Origin of the sequence: Nodosilinea sp. AN01ver1 (assembly GCF_050565655.1) — a bacterium.
GTDB lineage: Bacteria > Cyanobacteriota > Cyanobacteriia > Phormidesmidales > Phormidesmidaceae > Nodosilinea.
In genome coordinates, this window is record NZ_JBNXVS010000070.1 from 1 (window position 1) to 20,331 (window position 20,331).

The following is a 20,331-nucleotide window of genomic DNA, read 5'->3' on the forward strand; positions in this document are numbered from 1 at the left end:
CCCCTTGCTCTTCAGGGTCGATCTCCGGCAGGTTTGGCTCTGGACGTGGCTGTATCGTCATGCCCCTTATGCTACAAACTTTTGCCCCATTCCCAGTAGGTCAGCTTTGTTGCGGTGACTAATTACGGTTTGGCTAACATTCTAGTGCGAGTCTAGCAAATGAGCTTTTAGGCTTTGCTATTGGCTTTTCTAAGCATCAAAGATAGTCCTTCAGTATACAATCCAGCTTTTTCAGATAAAGATTTCAAGACTTTTAGTGTGTCTTATCTTTAAGAACGCCGCTATAATCCGAATGCCTCTTGACTAATATCTAGAGGCTCAATTCTTTGTGGTTGTGGTTTTCTATTCCGCAATGACAATGAATTGAATCATTCATCAAGCTTCAGCGACTTGCAGGGTACACACCTATGACAAAAGAAAGCGATTTTTTTCTGGTTGGCAATACGCGAGGAAACAATGTAAGTCTGTTTGACTTTTTCTCTGGAGAACTGTTAGGAGATTTTATTTCCGCTGAAAGCGGTTTGCTAGATGATCCCGACACCTTACTTTTTGGCCCTGATGCCAATGGCGATCGCTTAAAGGATTTATATATCACCAGTGGTACAAAGCCTGGAACCTCGTCTGTTCTGCGATTTGATGGAACAACCGGGGATTTCATCGATACCTTTGTCGGCGATGATCCTACCACTGATATTGACGAAACTGGAGGCCTGATTCGCCCCTACGAGCTTGCCTTTGGGCCAGATGGAAACCTATATGTAGCCAGCTTTCTGAGCGATCAAATTCTTCGCTATGACGGCGAAACGGGAGCATTCCTTGATGTATTTGCTGAAGGCAACGGCCTGGCAGGAGGGTTAAACGGTCCTGACGGTTTACTTTTCATCAACGATAGCTTGTACGTCACCACTCAAGGCAGCATTGCAACTGAAGATCCTGAGACTGGGGATATTTTCCCATCATTTAGCGCTGGGCTGCCGAGCCAGCTCCTGCGCTATGACAGCCTGGAAGCTGGTACCACACCCACTGTATTTGCGACACCCGATCCGTCTCCCGATAGCTTTGGCTTTGTGAGTTTACTGGGTCTGGAAGTGGGGCCAGTCGATGGCGACCTTTATGTCAGTGACTTTGCTGGAGATATACTGCGCTTCGATGTCGAAACAGGAGACTTAATCGAGCGCCTGGGGACAAACTTCACAACTGGCGAGCCACCTAGCAACAATTTTATCGGCAACCTGGATTTTTCATCGGAGGGAGATTTGCTGACGGTGGGCTTTGACGTTTCAACCGAAGCAGGTGCTGTCTTGCTATTTAGAGAAGACGGTGGCACCCCAAAATCTACGTTTGACGTACTGGTGCCGATTACGCCCTTACTCAATCGCCCCATTGGCGTCACATTTTTAGACAATACGCCTGAAGTCATTGAATTACCAGCACCAGAACTGGTTGACCTAACCGGGTTTGACGGTGACGTTACGGTGAATGTTACCGCGTCCCGAGAAGCGGATTTCAGCAACATCCTGAAGTTCTATAAAACCGATGCTGAAGGGTCTGTAGACGGGCTGTTACCTGGTGAAGTGGGCTATGAGGACGCCGTTGCCGTCAATCTGCTCGATGTTCAGCTGTTTGTGGCTAACAACGCTACGGCTAATATCGACTTCACCCTGCCCGGTGGCGGATTCTATGCCCCAGCGCTGCTTATCGACGGTAGCTCGACCAATCTGGCCACTATTGACGATGCTGCCCTGGGCAACGTGCGGGTCAAGCGCGAGGGCGATAGCTGGAGCTTTGAAGACCTGACTGACAATGACTTCAATGACTTAGTTGTAACGATAAACTCTATTGGGCCAGTGGTTGCCTAACCAGCTTTTAGAGCGCATTCTCTAGACCATTAAATCCCTCATTTTTAAGCAAAAATGAGGGATTTAATGGCACAGTTTTTTATAGCTGTCGTCATCTAGATTAAGACATGGCTTGCTTGAGTACGGCTGCGATGGTCGTTCGTAAACAGTTGGCATAGGGGAAGTGTTTGCATATCCCACTGTAAAGGCTTGGCAGACGGCTAGAAATCAATTTCGAGACTGCGAGGGTAAATTTCGTAAGCATTGGTGGAAAAGGGATGCAGGCTTTGAATTAATATGACTCCCCCGTATCTCTCCCTGCCAGATGCAAGTGGTCTGTGCTGTCGGTTAATTATGAGCAATTTGGGTCTTGCAATAGCAAACTTAAGCCACCTTGCTACAAAAAGAGCCTAGCCGATTGGATGACGTCAGTGTTACTTAATGCACGTGAGCGGTTTTGCTGAGCTGCCCTGATTGCATTTTCCCAAAAGCAGGGTTGGCCGTTGGCCGTTGCGGATTGAACCGCCACATATGGAATCAGTCCACCAGGACTGACGTATATGGCTAACCCATGGGGGCAGCCAATCGGAATGAGAGTCGTATTGATTTTGACAATGAATTGCAATAAGGTGAGACGCATTGCTTCTGTTCTTCCCTATGGTGCTGAATAACGCTGTCCCGACGACAAACCGGTCTGAGGAACTAAGCCAGTGCGTATCGATAGAAACGTACCGTCCTGAATCACAGCTCCTCAGTCAGAAGTGTAATGGCTCAATTCAGCGCTGGCCTCTGCGGCCTGGGCTCGACTTGATGGTGCATGACCTGGAGTTTTGGGAACAGGCGATCGTTGAGCGGAGCGGCTCGGACGAAGCCGCTAGGCTGGGGGTGAGCTTTTGTCTGTCGGGCAATATTCGTAGGCTTAGTTCTAATGCTGATGATGAGGTGCAGCTTCAGGCCGGACGGGTCAGTCTGGGGGTGACCAATGGACCCAGCAGAGTTGTGGAATATGCAGCCAGGCAGCGGGTGGTGCTGGTTCACCTGCATGTTCAGCCAGCGGCTATTGGCCTGTTTGATTTAGAAACGGCTCAGCAGCTGCCAGCAGAGTTGAGGCAGGCGATCGCGGGGGGCGATCGCGCGTCTTACTTCAACTCCCAGGCCACAACTCCTGTCATGGCAGCGACGCTGCAACAACTGCTGCACTGCCCCTACCAGGGATTAGTGCAGCGGCTTTATATGGAAAGCAAAGCCCTTGAGCTGATTGGCCTATGTTTTGATCAAATCCTAACCGCCACATCGCCTGCCCAAGGGTCGGGATTAAAGGCCGATGAAATCGATCGCATTTTCTACGCCAGAGATATTTTGCTGGGCCAGGTGGCCAACCCGCCGACGCTGCTGGAGCTGTCTCATCAGGTTGGGCTCAACGATCGCAAGCTGAAGCAGGGGTTTCGCCAGGTATTTGGTACGACGGTGTTTGGCTACCTGCACAGCTATCGCATGGAGCAGGCCGAACAGCTGCTGCTGCTGCCGGAGGCCACCATCGCCAGCGTGGCCCAGCGGGTCGGCTATCGCAGTCCCGAAGCCTTCAGCGTCGCCTTTCGTCGCACCTTCGAGGTCAGCCCCAAGGCCTATCAGCTGGCGAATGGTTGCAAAGGGAAAAAGTCCGCCTGAGACAGAAAAAAAGTCCGGCTGACAAAGAAAACCTGGGAGCTGGCCCGTTACTATCGGCTGGTCTGAAATTATTGAGAAATATTCTCGTTTAGTGGTGTGAAAGCAGATATGACTGTGCGTTGGATGAGGTGGGGCCCCTGGTCGCTTCAGGTGGCGGTGGGCCTGGGGCTGTTGGTGGGGCAGGGAGCGGCGGCCAGTGAGGTGCGGCCGGAGACTACGGCTGAGCCGAGGCTAGATTCACCCGCCACAACCGGAGATGAGTGGCGGCAGCAGATCGCCCAGGCAAACCCCGTTGCAATTACCGACCTTCAGCTAGAGGCAACGGAGGCGGGGCTAACGCTGAGGCTAGAAACCGATGGTGAGCTAGCCGTCCCGGAACCCGCGATCGTGGGCAATGCGGCGATCGCCGACATCCCCAACGCCGTCTTGCGGCTGCCGGAGGGGGAGTTTTTAGCCAGCGCCCCAGCGGCGGGCATTGCCCTGGTCAACGTCACCAGCCTGCCTGACAACCAGGTGCGGATTGCCATCACCGGGACTGAAGCCCCGCCCGCTGTCACCATCAACGCTGGGGCAACGGGCCTGGTGCTCAGCGCCATCCCAGGAGCGCCTGCCGCGCAGGCCCCGGATGATGCCATTCAAATCACGGTGACCGGAGATACCGACGAGGAGGACTACTTCGTTCCCAGTACCAGCACCGCTACCCGAACGGATACGCCAATCCTGGAGGTGCCAGCGGCGATTCAGGTGATTCCGCGACAGGTGTTGGAAGATCAGCAGGCCACTAATCTGGGTGACGCTTTACGGAATACCAGTGGCGCTGCCGTCAACTCAGGCGAAGGTCGAGGCTTTCAGATTGACCTGCGCGGGTTTCAAGGTGTGCCAGTCTTTCGGGATGGGTTTCGGGTCTACAGCCCCAAGGGCAAAGACGTTCGCACTACTGTAGACATCGCCAACGTCGAGCGGATTGAGGTACTGAGAGGACCAGCATCAGCCTTATTTGGCCAAATTGAACCGGGCGGCATTGTCAACGTGGTCTCCAGGCGACCGCAGGCGACTCCTGCCTACAGGGTAGGGCTCCAGGCGGGCAGTTACGGCTTCCTAAGACCCCAGGTGGATCTCACTGGCCCCCTTACCGAAGATGAGAACCTGCTCTATCGGTTAGTGGCGACCTATCAACGGGAGGACGGGTTTCGCAATTTTGAGGAGGATGTGGATCGCGTCTTTGTTGCGCCATCGCTGACCTGGCGGATTAGCGATCGCACCGACCTGAACCTTCAGCTAGAGTACCTGAATGATCAACGCCCTTTGGATCCGGGCCTGGTGGCTTTAGGCGACAGGGTGGCCGATATTCCCCGCGATCGCATCCTAGGAGAACCCGATGACACCATTGCCAACGAATTCCTCAGTGTTGGCTACAGCCTAGAGCACCGATTTAGCGAAACCTGGACCCTGCGCAATGCCTTTCGCTATCTCGAAGACAACGACGATATTCGAGCCACTCTGAGTTTTCCATTCATCGGTGGCCTGAATGAGGCCACCGGTACGCTGAATCGGGTGTTTGCCGAACAAGTCGACAGCAATCAAAACCTGGCGCTACAAACCAACGTCATTGGAGAATTTTCTACTGGCTCCATCGACCATACTCTACTGCTGGGCGTGGATTTAGCCCGGTCTCGCCTCGACTCTGACTCATTCACGGTCTTTTTCCCGCCCAGTGTGCGGGTCCCGATTAATATTTTCGACCCGGTGTATGGCGCTCGTCCCCGACCCGATCGCCTCGATGCGCCGATCAGCAGCGAGCGCATCGACACCAATAGCCTGCAATTCTATGTTCAAGATCAAATTGAGCTGCTAGACAACCTGATTTTAGTAGCCGGGTTCAACTACGAACTCTTTGATCAGACGACCGCCAGGATTCAAGGCCCCACAACGACCAATTCAGCCCAAAGTGGTAGTGCCTTCAGCCCCCGGGGGGGACTGGTCTATCAGCCGCTGGAGAATCTGTCTCTCTACACCAGCTATGCGCGATCGTTCTTTCCCAACGCGGCGTTGACCGTTGCAGGTAATGCCCTGGAGCCAGAACAAGGAGACGGGTTTGAGGTGGGCGTCAAAGCTGAACTCTTGGATCGCCGCCTGTTGACGACCCTCGCCTACTTCAATCTGACCAGGCGCAACGTGGCCACGACTGACCCCCTCGACCCACGGTTCTCCGTAGCGACAGGCGAGCAGAGAAGTCAGGGGCTTGAGCTGGATGTCATCGGCGAAATTTTGCCGGGCTGGAACCTGATCGGCTCCTACTCCTATATCGATGCCCAGGTTACCCAGGACAATCAGTTCGATGTGGGCAACCGGCTGCCGGGGGTGCCCAAGCACAGCGCCAGCCTGTGGACCACCTATGAAATTCAGTCGGGGGATTTGCAAGGGTTGGGCTTTGGCGTGGGCGTCAACTGGGTGGGCGATCGCGCCGGAGATTTGCAAAACAGCTTCGCACTGGATAGCTACGTTCTGACCAACGCGGCGGTGTTCTATGAGCGCGATCGCTGGCGGCTGGGCCTAAATTTCCAAAACATCTTTGATGTGAACTACATCACGGGCACCCCGCGCACCCGCACCCGCGGCATCCAGCCGGGAGAACCGTTCACGGTAATCGGCTCGATTAGCTACGAGTTTTAAGGCGAGGGACTTGGATTTTCCGTAGGGCGGTCATCGTCTTGGCGTAACTAACCAAAGCTCAAAACTCAGAGGTTCTTATGACGCTCAATGTCCAATCGCAACCGCAGCAGGTGGTTCGCCCAGCCTTCAAGTTTGTTCTGCTCAGCAGTCTCTACACTTCGCAGTTCTTGCCATCGGCGTTTTTCTTTCAAGCCCTGCCGATTTTTCTGCGGCAGCAGGGGGCATCGTTGGGGGTGATTGGCCTGCTGGGGCTGCTGACCCTGCCCTGGATGCTGAAGTTTCTCTGGGCTCCTTTAGTCGATCGCTACGGCTCTCGCCGCTGGGGCCACTACAAATCCTGGATTGTGGCGACCCAGGGCCTGCTGGCGCTGACCCTGCTCGCCTGCGCCTCGATTAACGTCGTAGACAATGCCCGTTTGCTGTTCCAGGGGGTATTCCTAGTCGTTACCCTGGCCGCTACTCAGGATATTGCCACCGATGCCCTGGCCGTGAGGCTGCTGGCCCCCCACGAGCGGGGCTGGGGTAACGGCATTCAGAGCGCAGGCCGGGCGATGGGCGGTATTTTGGGCGGCGGCGTGATGCTGCTGACCTTGAATCAGCTGGGCTGGCAGAGCAGCGTGTGGATATTAGCGGCGGGGGTGGTGCTGGCGCTGCTGCCCCTGTTCTGGTACCGGGAACCAAAGCGCTTAGCGGTCGAGGCTGAGGTGAGCCGATCTAACGGTGTGGCGCAGGCGATCGCCCGCTACCTAGAAACGCTGGTGAGTTTTTTGCGGCAATCAGACGCCTTGATCTGGCTCTTCTTCATTCTGCTCTACGTGACCGGCAGCAGCATGGCCGCCACCATGTTTCGCCCGCTGCTGGTCGATCTGGGGCTTTCTATGGCAGATATTGGCTGGATGACCGGCATCGTTGGGTCGGGTGCAGCGATTGTCGGTTCGCTGCTGGCGGGGGGACTGATTCAGCCTCTGGGGCGGCAGCGGGCGCTGGTGCTGTTTGGGGTAATCCAGGCGATCGCCGTGGTGGCCCTCACCCTACCGGCCATGGGCGTCCGCGATCCACTGGTGCTCTACGGGGTCAGCACGGGCGAGGTGTTTGCCCGCAGCCTGGCCAATACGGCCCTGTTCACCATAATGATGGACAAAAGCCGCCCAGCAACCGCAGGCAGCGACTACACCCTGCAGTCGTCGGTGTTCATTATTGGCCACCACGTTGGCGTGCCTGCCCTGAGTGGGTTTATTGCCACCGCGCTGGGCTATACGAGCGTTTTTCTAATGGGTTTTGTCATTTGCCTAGCCAGCGTGTGGCTAGCGACAAAGGTGATCCGTGAGCCCAACTACAAACCTGGGCTTGAGCACTAAATTTGCCGCCTATTTGCCGGATGAGTATCAATACTATGCAGTCCTTAGATTTTGCTGACAGGTTAATGCTGGTGACTGGTGCGGCTCAAGGGATTGGTGCCGCCGTCGTGCGATCGCTGGTGCAGGCAGGTGCGCGAGTGGCCGGGCTGGATCTTCAACCTGACAAACTGGATGCCCTCAAAGCTGAACTGGAGCCGCAACGCTTCAGCCCCTACCGGGTTGATGTCAGCCGTAGCCTGGAGGTGAACCAGGCCGTTGAGCAGATCGAGCAAGATTTGGGGCCGATTGCAGGCTTAGTTAATGGAGCTGGCATTTTGAGCCACCAGCCCTTGGTTTCCATCACAGATGCCGATTGGGAACGCACCTTTGCCGTCAACGCTACTGGCGTTTTTAACCTGTCTCGCAGCGTGGCTAAGGCCATGATTCCTCGCAGAAGCGGCGCGATCGTCACGGTGAGTTCCAACGCCGCCAGCGTGCCCCGTCAGCAGATGGCCGCCTATGCCGCCTCCAAAGCCGCCGCCACCCACTTCACCCGCTGTCTGGGGCTGGAGCTGGCTGACTTTGGCATTCGCTGCAATGTCGTTTCGCCAGGGTCTACCGACACCCCCATGCAGCACGCCCTCTGGACCGATGCCGCCGCGCAGCAGGCGGTGTTGATGGGGTCGCTGAAAACGTTTCGCACCGGCATTCCCCTGGGCCGAATCGCCAGCCCCGCAGACATTGCCGACGGGGTTTTGTTTCTGCTCTCTGACCAGGCGCGTCACATCACGATGCACGACCTGCGCATTGACGGTGGCGCAACGTTGGGGCATTGAGCCTCAACCCCTTTTCTATCTCGTTGAATAACTTGCCAAAGGAAGAACTCATGAGAATCATGTCTCCATTGAGCTGCCCAAGCCCATTAATGGATGCTGGGCAGCTGCTGGAAGCCTACGACGATCAGACCTCCTGTTTCTTTGCCACTCCTGCCCAAACGCTTTTAGCCCAGGGTGTTCGAGCGGTGCTGCCCACGGCCCAGGCAGAAATTGTGTACCAGGATTTGCCCAGGCAGGCAGTGGAGTTGCTCGAACGGCAGTCTCGCTTGGGGCTGCCGCCCGCACCGCTAATGGGGGCCGTGCCCTTTGACGACAGTGCCGCCGTTCACCTGTTTGTACCGGAGCACATTTATCGAGCCGGGCCGATAGAAAAGCACCATGCAGCCGCAAAACCCAGAGGTTTGAACCAGAATCCATGCTGGCAGATGATTCCAGAGCCCGCCCGCTACATGCAGGGGGTTGACCAGGCGCTAGAGCAAATTCAGCATTCTGAGCTGCTCAAGGTGGTGCTGTCCCGTGCCCTAGAGCTGTCGTTTCCGGAGGCGCTCGATCTGGGCTGGCTGTTGGCTAATCTGGCCCACTATAACCGCCACGGCTATACTTACCTGCTCAACTTACCGCCGTTCCAGAGCCGCTCAAAGGGTGTGCAGACGCTGATCGGGGCGAGTCCTGAATTGCTGGTGCGGCGGCGAGGAATGCAGGTGGAGGCCAACCCTCTAGCGGGGTCGGCCCCCCGCAGTGGCGATCTGGCGACCGATCGCAAGCGAGCTTTAGATCTGCTGAATTCGGATAAAGATCGCCGCGAACATGCGCTGGTGGTTGACGCGATCGCAGAAACCCTGCGGCCCCTGTGTCGTGAGCTGGATATTCCCTCTAGCCCCTGCATTCTCCAGACCGACAGCATGATGCATTTGTCTACCTGCCTGCGCGGCACGCTGCGCAATGCGGATGCCTGTGCTCTGTCTCTGGCGCTAGCGTTGCACCCGACCCCGGCGGTGTGTGGCTATCCTCCCCAGTGTGCTTACACCGCCATTCATGACATCGAACCCTTTGCGCGGCGTTATTTTACGGGTCTTGTGGGCTGGGTCGATGGTCAGGGCGATGGGGAATGGGCCATCACCATTCGCTGTGGAGAAGCCGAGGGCTGTCGCCTGCGGCTGTATGCGGGGGCAGGCGTCGTCGCTGGCTCGACCGCTGAGAAAGAGCTAGCCGAAACCTCGGCTAAGTTTCGCACCATGCTGAAAGCGCTGGGCCTAGAGTGCCTGTTGGAGGTGACGGCATGAGTGAGAATATGCAATCGGCTCTCCAGCAGCCGGTTCTAGATTGCCCTCGCTGGCCCCCGGACTATGCCGATCGCTACCGTCGGCTGGGGTACTGGCAAGACCAGACCTTTGGCCAAATGCTGCGGCAGCAGGCCCAGCGGTACGGTCAGCGGCTGGCCCTGGTCGGCGGTGATTCTTCAAAAGGGACGCTTCGCGAACAGCGCTGGAGCTACGGCGACCTGGACCAGCGAGCCGATCAGCTGGCGGCGGGGTTTCAGTCTCTGGGCATTGCGGCGGGCGATCGCGTGGTCGTGCAGCTGCCAAATATCCCCGAGTTCTTTGCCGTCTTTTTTGCCCTGGCGCGGCTGGGGGCCTTGCCCGTGCTGGCCCTGCCCGCCCATCGTCAGGCGGAGATTCAGAGTTTTTTCACCCAAACCGAGGCGGTGGCCTACGTCATTGTCGATCGCGATTGGGGCTTTGACTATCGGGAACTGGCCCGCAGATTGCAGCCCCAGATTGAGTCGCTGCGGCACGTTGTCGTGGTGGGGGAAGCCCAGGAATTTTGCCCGCTAGCTCGGCTCTACCGGCCTCCGACAACGTTGTCTGAACCCAAGGCTGAAGACGTGGCCTTTTTCCAGCTCTCCGGCGGCAGCACCGGAGTGCCCAAGCTCATTCCCAGAACCCACGCCGACTACCTGTACAGTGTGCGGCTGAGTGCCGAGATTTGCCACCTCACCCCCGACAGCGTCTATCTGGTGGCCCTGCCGGTATCCCATAATTTTCCCCTTAGCTCTCCAGGCAGCCTGGGCACACTCTGCGCCGGGGGACGGGTAGTGCTGGCCCGCCATCCCAATCCGGATGACGCCTTTGCCTTGATTGCCCAAGAACAGGTGACGATCACAGCCCTGGTGCCGCCGCTTGTGCTCATCTGGCTGGAGGCCACCGCCACCCGTAGCCGGAATCTGTCGAGTCTGCAAGTGCTGCAAGTGGGAGGAGCTAAGCTTTCGCTGGAAGCGGCCCGGCGCATTACTCCCACCCTGGGATGCCAACTCCAGCAGGTGTTTGGCATGGCGGAGGGGCTGGTTTGCTACACCCGGCTAGACGATCCCACGGACACAGTTCTGACCACCCAGGGTCGGCCTCTTTCTCCTGCCGATGAGATTCGAGTGGTGGATGACGCGGATCAAGATGTTATCCCTGGAGAGATGGGCCACCTGCTTACTCGCGGGCCTTACACCATTCGCGGCTATTACCGCGCCCCCGAGCAGAACCAGAAATCCTTCACCCCAGATGGGTTTTACCGGACCGGTGACCTGGTGCGGTTAACCCCCGCCGGATACGTGGTGGTGGAGGGGCGAGCTAAGGATCAAATCAATCGGGGGGGAGAAAAGATCAGCGGCGAAGAGGTAGAGAACCATCTTCTGGCCCACCCAGCTATCCACAATGCCGCTGTCATTGCGCTGCCCGATTCCTTTTTAGGGGAGTTGATTTGTGCCTGTTTGGTGGTCCGTAACGGGGCTGCACTCGACGCTGAGCAGGTGAAGGGGTTTCTGCGCGATCGCGGCCTGGCCCCCTACAAAATTCCAGATCGAATTGCATGGTTGACGGCCCTGCCCTCAACCGGTGCCGGCAAGGTCGATAAGAAAGCGCTGCGGGCCGAGTTAAGCGCTGCGGCTAAATCTATTCACCCATCTGCTTCAGGAGGTATCTAATGACGATTCCCAAAATCTCGCCCTACCCCATGCCCACGGCGGAAGTGTTTCCCCTCAATCGGGTCGACTGGCGGGTCTACCCAGGGCGAGCCGCTCTGCTCGTCCACGACATGCAGAGCTATTTCCTCAATTTTTTCGATGTCCAGACGTCCCCGATTCCAGACCTGATGCAGAGTGTTGTAGCGGTGAGAGACTGCTGTCGATCGCAGGGTATTCCAGTGCTCTACACGGCGCAGCCGACCGACCAGCCGCAGGCGGAGCGCGGCTTGCTGAATGACTTTTGGGGGCCGGGCCTGGGCGCTCACCCCGAACAAGCCGCGATCGCAGAGATTTTGCAGCCCGCTGAGGGCGAACAGGTGTTGACGAAGTGGCGCTATAGCGCCTTTCAGCGGACCGAGCTGCACGCTTTGCTCAAGCAAATGGGCCGCGATCAGCTGATTCTCTGCGGGGTGTACGGCCATATCGGCTGTTTGATGACGGCCTGTGATGCGTTTATGAACGATATTCAACCGTTTCTGGTGGGGGATGCGATCGCAGATTTTTCCTTGAATCACCACCACATGGCCATGAACTACGTGGCGCAGCGCTGCGGCATGACGGTATCGGGGCAGGAGCTGATTGACATGCTGGCAGATTCGCCAGGTTCTCAACCCTCAGAGGCCGACTCTCTGATGGGCGATCGGGCTCAGGTTCTGGTCACCCAGGCGCTCCGGCAACAGCTGGGCGAGCTGCTGCAACAGCCGCCTCAAACCTTTGGAGCGGAAGAGAATCTGCTGGATTGGGGACTCGATTCGCTGCGCCTGATGAGCCTGGTGGAGATCTGGCGGGGTCGCGGCGCGGAGGTGAGCTTTGCCGATCTGGCCGAGCGGCCAACGATCGCCGCCTGGGCGCAGCTTTTAGCCAAAGCTCAAGCCAGCGAGCCAGTCACCAGCGATCGCGTTTAGGAGGTGAATATACCGATGGCTAATACGCTACAGGGCATCTGGCCCCTCTCTGCCGCCCAGCAGGGCATCTGGCTGGGACAGCAGCTGTATCCCCACAGCCCCTTATACAACACGGCAGAATGCCTGGAGATCTGTGGTTCTCTAGATGTGGCGCTGTTTGAGCGATCGCTGCGCCAGATGGTCACGGAGGCTGAAACCCTCAACCTCCGCTTTGGTAGCCAGGAGGAACCGATTCAGTATCTAGATGCCAGCCTGCCCTGGAGTCTTCAGCAGCTCGATCTGAGTACGACAGTCAATCCTAGACAGGCGGCCCAGGCCTGGATGCAGCAAAACCTGAATCAGACGGTCAATCTGAGCACCGATAGGCTCTTTGCCCAAGCCCTGATTCGCATTGCACCAGAGCGCTACTTTTGGTACCAACGCCTTCACCATGTTGCAATCGATGGGTACGGTACTTCGTTGCTGGTGCGCCGAGTGGCCGAGATCTACACGGCGTTGAGTCAAGGCAAGGCCGCCCCCCCCTGCCCCTTTGGCCGCCTACAGGCCGTGCTAGAAGAGGATGTTGCTTACCAGACCTCTGAGCAGCGGTTGAGCGATCGCGCCTACTGGCTCGCATCCCTGGCAGATGCGCCCGAACCCGTCAGTTTCAGTGCTCAAACGGCCCCGGCCAGTGCCACCTGTCTGCGCCATAGCGATACTCTTTCCGCTGAGACGTTCAAGTACTTGCAGAGAGTTGCCCAAGAACTGGGGAGAGCTTGGCCGGATGTTCTGCTGGCGGCGATCGTGGCCTATCTGTATCGGGCCACAGGAGCTTCAGATCACACCCTCGGCCTGCCTATGATGGGCCGCCTGGGTTCTGCGGCCATTCGGGTTCCCGCCATGGTAATGAATATCGTGCCGCTGCGGGTAAGGGTCAGTCCTGGCGTCCCGTTCTCTAGACTGGTGGAACAGATAGGCGACCAGCTGCGAGATAGTCGTCCCCATCACCGTTACCGCTATGAGCAGCTGCGGCGAGACCTCAGGCGGGTAGGCGGGGGCCGCCGACTGTTTGGGCCAGTGGTCAACATCATGCCGTTCGACTACGCCATCCGCTTTGGCAACGCACCGGCTATCGCTCACAATGTCTCCGCCGGGCCGGTGGAAGATCTCGCCATCAATGTTCGCACCCAGGGCCAAGACCTCAAGCTTGAGGTAGACGGCAATCCGGCCTGCTATTCCCTGGAAGATCTGGTGAATCATCAGCAGAACTGGCTGACTGGGCTGAACGCGACCTTAGAGCATCCGGACCAGCTGATCGGGCCTGCACCCGCGTTGATTTCAGGGCCGAATGGGGCTACAGATAGCGTGATCAAGGGTGAGCCGCTCAATGCCCCCGTTCAATTTGTGCTCGATAGATTCATTCAACAGGTCCAGCTCCAGCCTCAGGCGGAAGCGGTAGTAGACGGTGACCTGAGCCTGTCCTACAGCGAACTGCTCCACTATGCTCAGGAGATTGCATCGAGACTGGTGGCGGCCGGGGTAAAACCAGGGCAGATAGTGGCAATTTACCTGCTCCGCAGTCGGGATGCGATCGCAGCCATTCTAGGGATATTGCTCTCTGGGGCGGCTTACCTGGCCCTCGATCCTCAATCCCCACCCGCTCGCAACGCCAGTCTCCTCCAGGATGCACGGCCCACCGTGTTAATCACCACAACAGCCCAGGAGCCGCAGTCAATTCCAGAGTTGCCGCCCCAGATCTGGCTAGATCGCCTGGATGAGTTCCCCACCACGGCCAGCGTCAGCCCTCCCAGAGACAACGCCCTGGCCTATGTCGTATACACCTCTGGCTCTACGGGAAATCCCAAAGGGGTGATGGTCGATCATCTGGCCCTGGCCAGCTTTGTGGCCGGTGCTCTCCAGCGATATGGGGTTCAGCCTGGGGATCGGGTGCTGCAGTTTGCCGCGCCGCACTTTGACGCCAGCGTCGAAGAAATCTTCTCGGCCCTTTGCAGTGGCGCAACCCTGGTGCTGCGGGAGGAGTCAATGCTGCAGTCTATTCCAGGGTTTTTGAGAGCCTGCGAAAAGAAGCAGATCACGGTGCTGGATCTACCTACCGCCTTCTGGCATGAGCTGGCCTTTTGCCTGAGCCATGGTCAAGCCAGCCTGCCCAACGGCTTGCGAATGGTGATCATCGGTGGGGAAGCGGCCCACCCGGAGCGGGTTCACCAGTGGCATGCGGCGGTTGGCAACCGGGTGACCCTGCTCAATACCTACGGCCCGAGTGAAACCACGGTGGTGGCTACGGCGGCCACCCTGGAACCCGGAGCTGTCCAGCCAGGGGCCGTTCCCATCGGTCGTCCTTTGCCGGGGGTCGAGGTGGCCGTGCTGGATGGCAGTGGCCATCCGGTGGCGATCGACCAGCCGGGTGAGCTGTATGTGTTGGGGCCAACCCTGGCTCGGGGCTATTTGGGGCGATCGCAGCTGACCACGGAACGGTTTGTGTCCCTGGAATCACTGCTGGGCCGACCCCGAGCCTACCGCACGGGCGATCAGGTGCGGCTTCGTCAAGATGGCCAGCTCGTATTTATCGGTCGCCTCGATGCAGAGTTCAAAATCAGCGGCCATCGGGTAGACCTCGCTGAGCTGGAGTCGGTACTGGCGGCGATACCCGGCATTCGGGAGGTAGCTGTGGTGGGCTATGGCCTACCGGAGGGGATTAAGCGTTTGGGTGCCTACCTGGTGGCTAAACCGCCGTACCCGACCATTCAATCGCTGCGCCAGCATTTGGCCCAGGCTGTGCCCGCCGCCGTGATCCCGGCTGGGTTTAGCTTTGTCGAAGCCTTACCCAAAACCTCCTCGGGCAAGGTAGATCGAGCGGCTTTGTGCGATCGCCCACCCGAATGGCTCACTGAACCTGACCTAACTGCGGTTTCTCCCCTAGAAGCCCTGATCTTGCGGACCTGGGAAGATATTTTGGGGCAGCGGGGACTGACGGTTCAGGATGACTTTTTTGAGCTGGGGGGACAGTCGCTACAGACAATTCAGTTGACAAGCTGGCTCAGCACTCAGCTGAACTGTGAGATCCCTATCGCCACTATTTTCCGCTACCCCACGGCTGCACAGCTCGCTAAGGCATTAACCTCAACCGTCCAGATAAACCACGAGCCCTGGAAAACAGAGGGCACCTCCCCCGAACCGCATCCCTCTAAACCGCTGTTCGCCCCCCTGCTGCCGATTACTGAGAGCGACCTGCCGCCTTTATTCTGTGTGCATCCGGCCGCTGGCATCAGCTGGTGCTATATGGGGTTAGCGAGACGCCTCGGTTCCCAGCACTCGCTCTATGGCTTGCAGTCTCCTGATCTGGAGGCGGGGGTTCCTGCTTTCATCCCTGCTCAGGAGAGTTGGGCGCAGCTCCTAGACCAGTATCTGGCGCTGGTTCGCCAGGTTCAGCCCCAGGGTCCTTACCGCTTGTTGGGCTGGTCCTTTGGGGGCATGATCGCGCAGGCCATGGCAACTCGGCTGCAGCAGCAGGGAGATGAGGTCGCGCGGCTGATCCTACTCGATGCGTATCCCAGCCAGCAGCTCAAGCGGCGCGACCGTCCCGATGACGCGGAAGTCCTGGCTCTGTTACTTCAGGCAACAGGACAACCGCTTTCAGGCCCGCTTCAGGACAAAGAGGCGGTTCTGAAGCGGCTGAGGCAGAGGCAATCAGGCCTTCAGCTCGATCTACCCAGGTTGAACACCCTGCTGGAAATCACCCGTCGCAACATCGAACTGGCCCGTCAGGCACCTGTGCCTGAGCCGTATCACGGCGATCTGCTCTTTTTCACGGCGACTCGGGGGCGAACGGATAGCACCCTAACCCACGCCGCCTGGCAGCCCTTCGTGACAGGTTTCATTGAGAATTACAACCTGGACGCAGAACATGGCCAGGTTCTAACAGGTAACGGTTTATCGACCGTCGCTCAGGCGATCGCCGCTCATCTGGCCAGTCCGTGATCAGAGCCTATCCCTTAACCCTCAAAAACAACCTCAATTGGAGATAACTGATGAATACTCAAGCCCTCAACTGGAGCCAAATCGACACGGCTCAGCCCAAATCTTTTATTGACTATCTAGATACCGCGACGGCTCAAGCTGAAATGCAGCGGTATAAGCAAAAGACCTATGACCTTCTAGGGGCCGCACCCGGCACCTGCCTGCTTGATGTCGGCTGCGGCACCGGAGAGGATGCGGTGGCCCTGGCCAGGCGAGTGGGAGCCAGCGGCCAGGTGATTGGCCTGGACTCTAGCGATGCTTTAATCCAAGAGGCGCGGCACCGGACGGCTTCTGAGCACCTGCCCCTTACGTTTCAGGTGGGGGATGTACATCAGCTGGAGTTTGCAGATGACAGCTTCGACGGCTGCCGCGCCGATCGCCTGTTCATGCACCTGGCCGATCGCCGCCAAGCCCTGGCTGAAATGATCAGAGTGACTCGGCCCGGCGGACGCATTTTAGTCCGCGAGCCCGACTGGGATACCCTGGTGGTCGATCATTCCCAGCGAGATTTAACTCGACAGATTCTCCAGCAGCATTTCGATCACGCCATCCGCCACAGTGCTTCGGGAGGAGAACTGTATCGGCTGTTCCGCCAGGCTGGACTCGAACGGGTGGCCGTGGCAGACACCTCGACTCTGATCCTGACGGATTTTTCTACGGCTAATCGCCTATATGGTTTAGAGGATGCGGCGGCCCGTGCGAAGGAACAGCTGCCGGAGTTAAGTCCTCAAATCTCTGCCTGGCTAGCAGATCTTCAGCAAGCCGATGGCGAAGGTACTTTCTTCAGTGCTGTCACCGGATTCACGGTCATTGGCTGCAAACCCGCTTAATTGGAGGTGAATTGTCATGAATACTGAACGTTCAAACCGTGGTGATGGTGCGCCGCTGACGGATAAGCTGCTGACAGCGATCGCCAATCACCTCAACCAAGACCATCGCGAAGACCTGCTGGCCTGCGCTAAGGTCGCCAATCTAGACTGGGCCAACGAGGTCAGAGTCGTCAGTTTAGACGCGGCAGGGATTACCCTAGAGGCGATCGGTGGTGATACTGTGCAGCCTTTGCGGGTGGATTTCCCCGCGCCTGCAAACGGAGTGCTGGCCCTAAAACGCACCCTTGAAGCGAAAATCACCGAGAGCCGAGCCCAGCTCGGCTGGGCCGCCAAGGAATAGAGATTTGTTCAATCCGCTGGGTGTTGGCTTTACCCACCGTATGGTGTTCGGCGTCAAGGAACCGCAAAGTACGCGCCCCAGCTATCGGTGCAAAACGGCTGAATGCTGAAAGGCGTTAGCAGATCCATCAGCGCCTTAAGGGCTTGATCCTCATGAGGAGCTAAGACATAGGCGGGCGGGCGTATACATGTGCATGACAAACCTCATTTAAACTTTGAATAGGGTGCGGTGGGCGGGGTGTTTAGTTTAAAAACATTCTTGTGCTGTAATCTTGAGTGCATCATCGGATTATTCTCAATGAAATGCTGATTTGTAATTAACTGGCTTAATGGCCATTGTCACTCCTCCCATGCGCACCGCGTCCCTAGTGATCTCACTCGGCCTTGATCACAAAAGCCTTTAGTTCGACCATCTTGCCGCTGCGAAAGCGCCAGACATCGCAGTACGAGTAATGATCCGCCTTCCCGTCTGCGTCCTTCAGTGTGATGTCGCCAACTGCCGTGACGAAATCGCCCTCAGCAATTAAGTTGGCGACCGTAAACTTCGGCGGCTCTATGTATGTCTCTGCCATATATTGGCGAACAGCTTCTTTTCCGTTAAGGGTCTTGTCCCCTACGAATGTCCATTGCGTGTCGTCAGTACAGAATGACAAGAATTCTTCATAGTTGCCTGCAGCGTTTGCCGCATTTGCCGCTTCTAAAATGGCTTTGTTATTGTTTGACATCTGAATTTCTCCTTTGTTCAGGTGGATGCTTCAACGGAGCCGTCTCTGCTGCCACTGATGCAAAACTCATGGAACAATTGCAGTAACGCGAATTTCAATCCGCATCGTTGGCAACCCGAGCGCCGCGACTCCTACCTGCGTCCAAATGGGGGCATGGTTGTGCCTGTAATGGCGATATAGTCTGACCATCACATCGTTAACTTCTGAGGGCAAACCGCCAACATGGTAAGAATTGACGTGGACAACATGCTCCCAGCCCGCCCTAGCAGTCGCCAGGGTTCGCTCTACGTTCCGAAACGCCTGAGCAATCTCGTCCGCGAGCAATTCGGGAATTTGCAGATTGTCATCCCAACCCCCTTGACCTGATGTCTCCACGCGATCGCCAATTTTTACCGCTTGCGAGTAATGCAAGTTATTCAGCATGTATTCCTCATAGCCGGGGGTAACAAAAACTTGGGCTTATTCATGGTGTTCCTATTTCCTTCGCGTCTACTAGAGAAGACTAATTTTGCACCCACCGCACCAAACGCGATCGCAAACCTATTTCAATGTCATTCCAGCCAATCGCTGAGAACATTTAGACCAGCGATCGCAGTTTAAGCATTGATGGAAAGCTTGTTCTAACCTTTAGTCGCGATCGCTGGCACGATCGATCAGTGCGTTTGAGGGCAAGCTCGAATCAAGTACCTTGCGCGCACTGTCAACCCCTACAATGGGCAGTGTAACCGGATCAAGCAGGCCGAGTTGAACCAATACACTCGCCTGATCCCAGTAGAGGTGTTCATGGGCTAACTTGCCGTCACGGAACCGAATAATTGCGACCACTGGCACTTCAACCCGTTTCCCGGTCGGAGCAATGCCGGGTAGCATCCAGTCCATCTGGATGGTATGAGTAAACGTAGCCACCATTTCATCGACAAGTTGATCCGTCCCAATCGTGCGCGAAATCGGAACTAGCTCGAAATCTGGCGGGATCTGTGGAATGAAGTACTTGGAATAAAACTCACCCACTGCTGCTTTTCCAACTCCCCCAGTCATCACCGGAATGCCATTCACGTAAGCGTCCTCAACCATCGTAGCGAGCGCATCTTCAGGGCTGTGAGTACCAAACTCGTACCCGATATGCTCTTCCCAGACCGCTTGTAAAGCTTCCTGAGCAGGTGTCAGGTTGGGGGTTGCCTGTACTGCCTGTTTGTCTGCAATTTGCTCTTTGACCATGTTAGATTCTCCTAGTTCGTTCTATCTCAACTGTATTGATTCCAATGCTTAGCGTCTTTCAGATTCTTATGATTTTCTTAGTTCCTAATCTTCTGAAACCGTAATGATGAGTTTCCCTGATTCTTACTGTCAAAGAGGTGTTTTCATTCAAAGTTCGATTCTGTGATTGAACTTACAGATCGCGTAGCAAGACACTATTGCCGATTCACCTCTTTTGTCACTTAAATTTTCTCTTGCATTTCTGTAGTTGCTAACACTCTGAACATGATGATTGTTGAGCCTGCTTACTTTACTACTAATCAGTTTTTGTGCTACGACCCAGGTTGCCACGTCGAGAAGGTTTCAAGATGTGACCAGTAGGCATCCAGTCCGATGTGAGTAAAGATAAGAGCTGCTACAAGTAACACAATCGCTCCAATCGTTCGTAAAAGCCGATTTTTTTTGAAATAAAGCGTTGGTGCAGAAAACACTCCGCCTAAGCCAACCAAAATGAACGCAATTCCTACCCGCAAAGGTGTTGGTGTTAACCCTAAGTTGATGAAGCGAATGCCAATGATAAGTGATACTAGGCCTGCAAAAAATCCATAAATACTTAGGGTGAGCAAATCCCAACCCGTTGCCAGAGCTAGAGAAGTTCCAATAAATAGAATGCCAAACAGGACACTTGTTTCACCATAGGCAATATTGAAACTACCAATCACAGGCCAGGTAAACGTCATGTGTAAGCCAGTGACTAACGCGATCGCGCCAACCATACCAAAGCCTGGAACCCAGCGCTCCTGATTAGATTCATCAAGACCAAAGTACCAAGGTACAGGGACAAAACTCGAATGAGCGCAGAGGGCTAGAGCTGACGGGGATTTGACAAATTGGAGGGAGAGGCGGTGAGCTAGGAATTACCACACCCCTACCATCACCACCTCATGAACGAG

At 56.4% G+C, this 20,331-nt stretch carries 14 protein-coding genes and 2 pseudogenes; 11 read left to right on the forward strand and 5 right to left on the reverse strand.

Going from position 1 to position 20,331, the window contains the following annotated elements; translation table 11 throughout:
• Positions 1-407 precede the first annotated feature (407 nt).
• From ACQ4N7_RS28015 to ACQ4N7_RS28065, 11 genes are all read left to right on the forward strand, one after another.
• Positions 408-1,859: a hypothetical protein gene (locus ACQ4N7_RS28015; protein WP_430714736.1), complete on the forward strand. Its 1,452-nt coding sequence runs from the start codon at positions 408-410 to the stop codon at positions 1,857-1,859.
• 789 nt (positions 1,860-2,648) lie between these two features.
• Positions 2,649-3,506, forward strand: coding sequence for a helix-turn-helix transcriptional regulator (locus ACQ4N7_RS28020; protein ID WP_430714737.1), 858 nt, complete (start codon positions 2,649-2,651; stop codon positions 3,504-3,506).
• Between the two features lie 108 nt (positions 3,507-3,614).
• On the forward strand, positions 3,615-6,179 hold the full coding sequence (locus tag ACQ4N7_RS28025) for a TonB-dependent siderophore receptor (RefSeq protein ID WP_430714738.1): 2,565 nt from the start codon (positions 3,615-3,617) through the stop codon (positions 6,177-6,179).
• Positions 6,180-6,256: 77 nt separating this feature from the next.
• Positions 6,257-7,537, forward strand: coding sequence for an MFS transporter (locus ACQ4N7_RS28030; protein WP_430714739.1), 1,281 nt, complete (start codon positions 6,257-6,259; stop codon positions 7,535-7,537).
• A 35-nt stretch (positions 7,538-7,572) separates the two neighbouring features.
• Positions 7,573-8,352: a 2,3-dihydro-2,3-dihydroxybenzoate dehydrogenase gene (locus ACQ4N7_RS28035; protein WP_430714740.1), complete on the forward strand. Its 780-nt coding sequence runs from the start codon at positions 7,573-7,575 to the stop codon at positions 8,350-8,352.
• Positions 8,353-8,441: 89 nt separating this feature from the next.
• Positions 8,442-9,635 carry an isochorismate synthase gene (locus tag ACQ4N7_RS28040; RefSeq protein WP_430714741.1) on the forward strand — a complete coding sequence of 398 codons (1,194 nt, stop codon included), beginning with the start codon at positions 8,442-8,444 and terminating at the stop codon, positions 9,633-9,635.
• Entirely contained in the window at positions 9,632-11,326 is a 1,695-nt protein-coding gene (locus ACQ4N7_RS28045; RefSeq protein WP_430714742.1) for a (2,3-dihydroxybenzoyl)adenylate synthase, read from the forward strand. The genes ACQ4N7_RS28040 and ACQ4N7_RS28045 overlap by 4 nt, the downstream gene beginning before the upstream one ends.
• Positions 11,326-12,270: an isochorismatase family protein gene (locus tag ACQ4N7_RS28050; protein WP_430714743.1), complete on the forward strand. Its 945-nt coding sequence runs from the start codon at positions 11,326-11,328 to the stop codon at positions 12,268-12,270. Before ACQ4N7_RS28045 ends, ACQ4N7_RS28050 begins: the two co-directional genes overlap by 1 nt.
• Before the next feature lie 15 nt (positions 12,271-12,285).
• On the forward strand, positions 12,286-16,248 hold the full coding sequence (locus ACQ4N7_RS28055; RefSeq protein ID WP_430714744.1) for an amino acid adenylation domain-containing protein: 3,963 nt from the start codon (positions 12,286-12,288) through the stop codon (positions 16,246-16,248).
• 50 nt (positions 16,249-16,298) lie between these two features.
• Positions 16,299-17,117, forward strand: coding sequence for a methyltransferase domain-containing protein (locus ACQ4N7_RS28060; RefSeq protein WP_430714745.1), 819 nt, complete (start codon positions 16,299-16,301; stop codon positions 17,115-17,117).
• Between the two features lie 16 nt (positions 17,118-17,133).
• Positions 17,134-17,457 carry a DUF2470 domain-containing protein gene (locus ACQ4N7_RS28065; RefSeq protein WP_430714746.1) on the forward strand — a complete coding sequence of 108 codons (324 nt, stop codon included), beginning with the start codon at positions 17,134-17,136 and terminating at the stop codon, positions 17,455-17,457.
• A gap of 4 nt (positions 17,458-17,461) precedes the next feature.
• On the opposite strand, the pseudogene ACQ4N7_RS28070 reads toward ACQ4N7_RS28065, so the two are convergent.
• The 5 genes and pseudogenes from ACQ4N7_RS28070 to ACQ4N7_RS28090 all read right to left on the reverse strand — a co-directional run.
• Positions 17,462-17,630: pseudogene (locus tag ACQ4N7_RS28070) on the reverse strand (IS1 family transposase); the annotation flags it as partial.
• A gap of 200 nt (positions 17,631-17,830) precedes the next feature.
• Positions 17,831-18,181: a nuclear transport factor 2 family protein gene (locus ACQ4N7_RS28075; RefSeq protein WP_430714747.1), complete on the reverse strand. Its 351-nt coding sequence runs from the start codon at positions 18,179-18,181 to the stop codon at positions 17,831-17,833.
• Positions 18,182-18,247: 66 nt separating this feature from the next.
• A complete protein-coding gene (locus ACQ4N7_RS28080) occupies positions 18,248-18,604 on the reverse strand; it encodes a RidA family protein (RefSeq protein WP_430714748.1) in 357 nt (118 codons plus the stop codon).
• 204 nt (positions 18,605-18,808) lie between these two features.
• Positions 18,809-19,399, reverse strand: a complete 591-nt coding sequence (locus ACQ4N7_RS28085) for an ester cyclase (protein ID WP_430714749.1) — start codon at positions 19,397-19,399, stop codon at positions 18,809-18,811.
• 311 nt (positions 19,400-19,710) lie between these two features.
• Positions 19,711-20,205, reverse strand: a pseudogene (locus ACQ4N7_RS28090) (DUF981 family protein); the annotation flags it as partial.
• Positions 20,206-20,331 lie beyond the last annotated feature (126 nt).

Excerpts from the sequence above, each read along its gene's own strand:
- ACQ4N7_RS28015 (WP_430714736.1), top strand. The coding sequence starts at position 408 with ATGACAAAAGAAAGCGATTTTTTTCTGGTTGGCAATACGCGAGGAAAC.
- ACQ4N7_RS28020 (WP_430714737.1), top strand. The coding sequence starts at position 2,649 with ATGGTGCATGACCTGGAGTTTTGGGAACAGGCGATCGTTGAGCGGAGC.
- ACQ4N7_RS28025 (WP_430714738.1), top strand. The coding sequence starts at position 3,615 with ATGACTGTGCGTTGGATGAGGTGGGGCCCCTGGTCGCTTCAGGTGGCG.
- ACQ4N7_RS28030 (WP_430714739.1), top strand. The coding sequence starts at position 6,257 with ATGACGCTCAATGTCCAATCGCAACCGCAGCAGGTGGTTCGCCCAGCC.
- ACQ4N7_RS28035 (WP_430714740.1), top strand. The coding sequence starts at position 7,573 with ATGCAGTCCTTAGATTTTGCTGACAGGTTAATGCTGGTGACTGGTGCG.
- ACQ4N7_RS28040 (WP_430714741.1), top strand. The coding sequence starts at position 8,442 with ATGGATGCTGGGCAGCTGCTGGAAGCCTACGACGATCAGACCTCCTGT.
- ACQ4N7_RS28045 (WP_430714742.1), top strand. The coding sequence starts at position 9,632 with ATGAGTGAGAATATGCAATCGGCTCTCCAGCAGCCGGTTCTAGATTGC.
- ACQ4N7_RS28050 (WP_430714743.1), top strand. The coding sequence starts at position 11,326 with ATGACGATTCCCAAAATCTCGCCCTACCCCATGCCCACGGCGGAAGTG.
- ACQ4N7_RS28055 (WP_430714744.1), top strand. The coding sequence starts at position 12,286 with ATGGCTAATACGCTACAGGGCATCTGGCCCCTCTCTGCCGCCCAGCAG.
- ACQ4N7_RS28060 (WP_430714745.1), top strand. The coding sequence starts at position 16,299 with ATGAATACTCAAGCCCTCAACTGGAGCCAAATCGACACGGCTCAGCCC.
- ACQ4N7_RS28065 (WP_430714746.1), top strand. The coding sequence starts at position 17,134 with ATGAATACTGAACGTTCAAACCGTGGTGATGGTGCGCCGCTGACGGAT.
- ACQ4N7_RS28075 (WP_430714747.1), bottom strand. The coding sequence starts at position 18,181 with ATGTCAAACAATAACAAAGCCATTTTAGAAGCGGCAAATGCGGCAAAC.
- ACQ4N7_RS28080 (WP_430714748.1), bottom strand. The coding sequence starts at position 18,604 with ATGCTGAATAACTTGCATTACTCGCAAGCGGTAAAAATTGGCGATCGC.
- ACQ4N7_RS28085 (WP_430714749.1), bottom strand. The coding sequence starts at position 19,399 with ATGGTCAAAGAGCAAATTGCAGACAAACAGGCAGTACAGGCAACCCCC.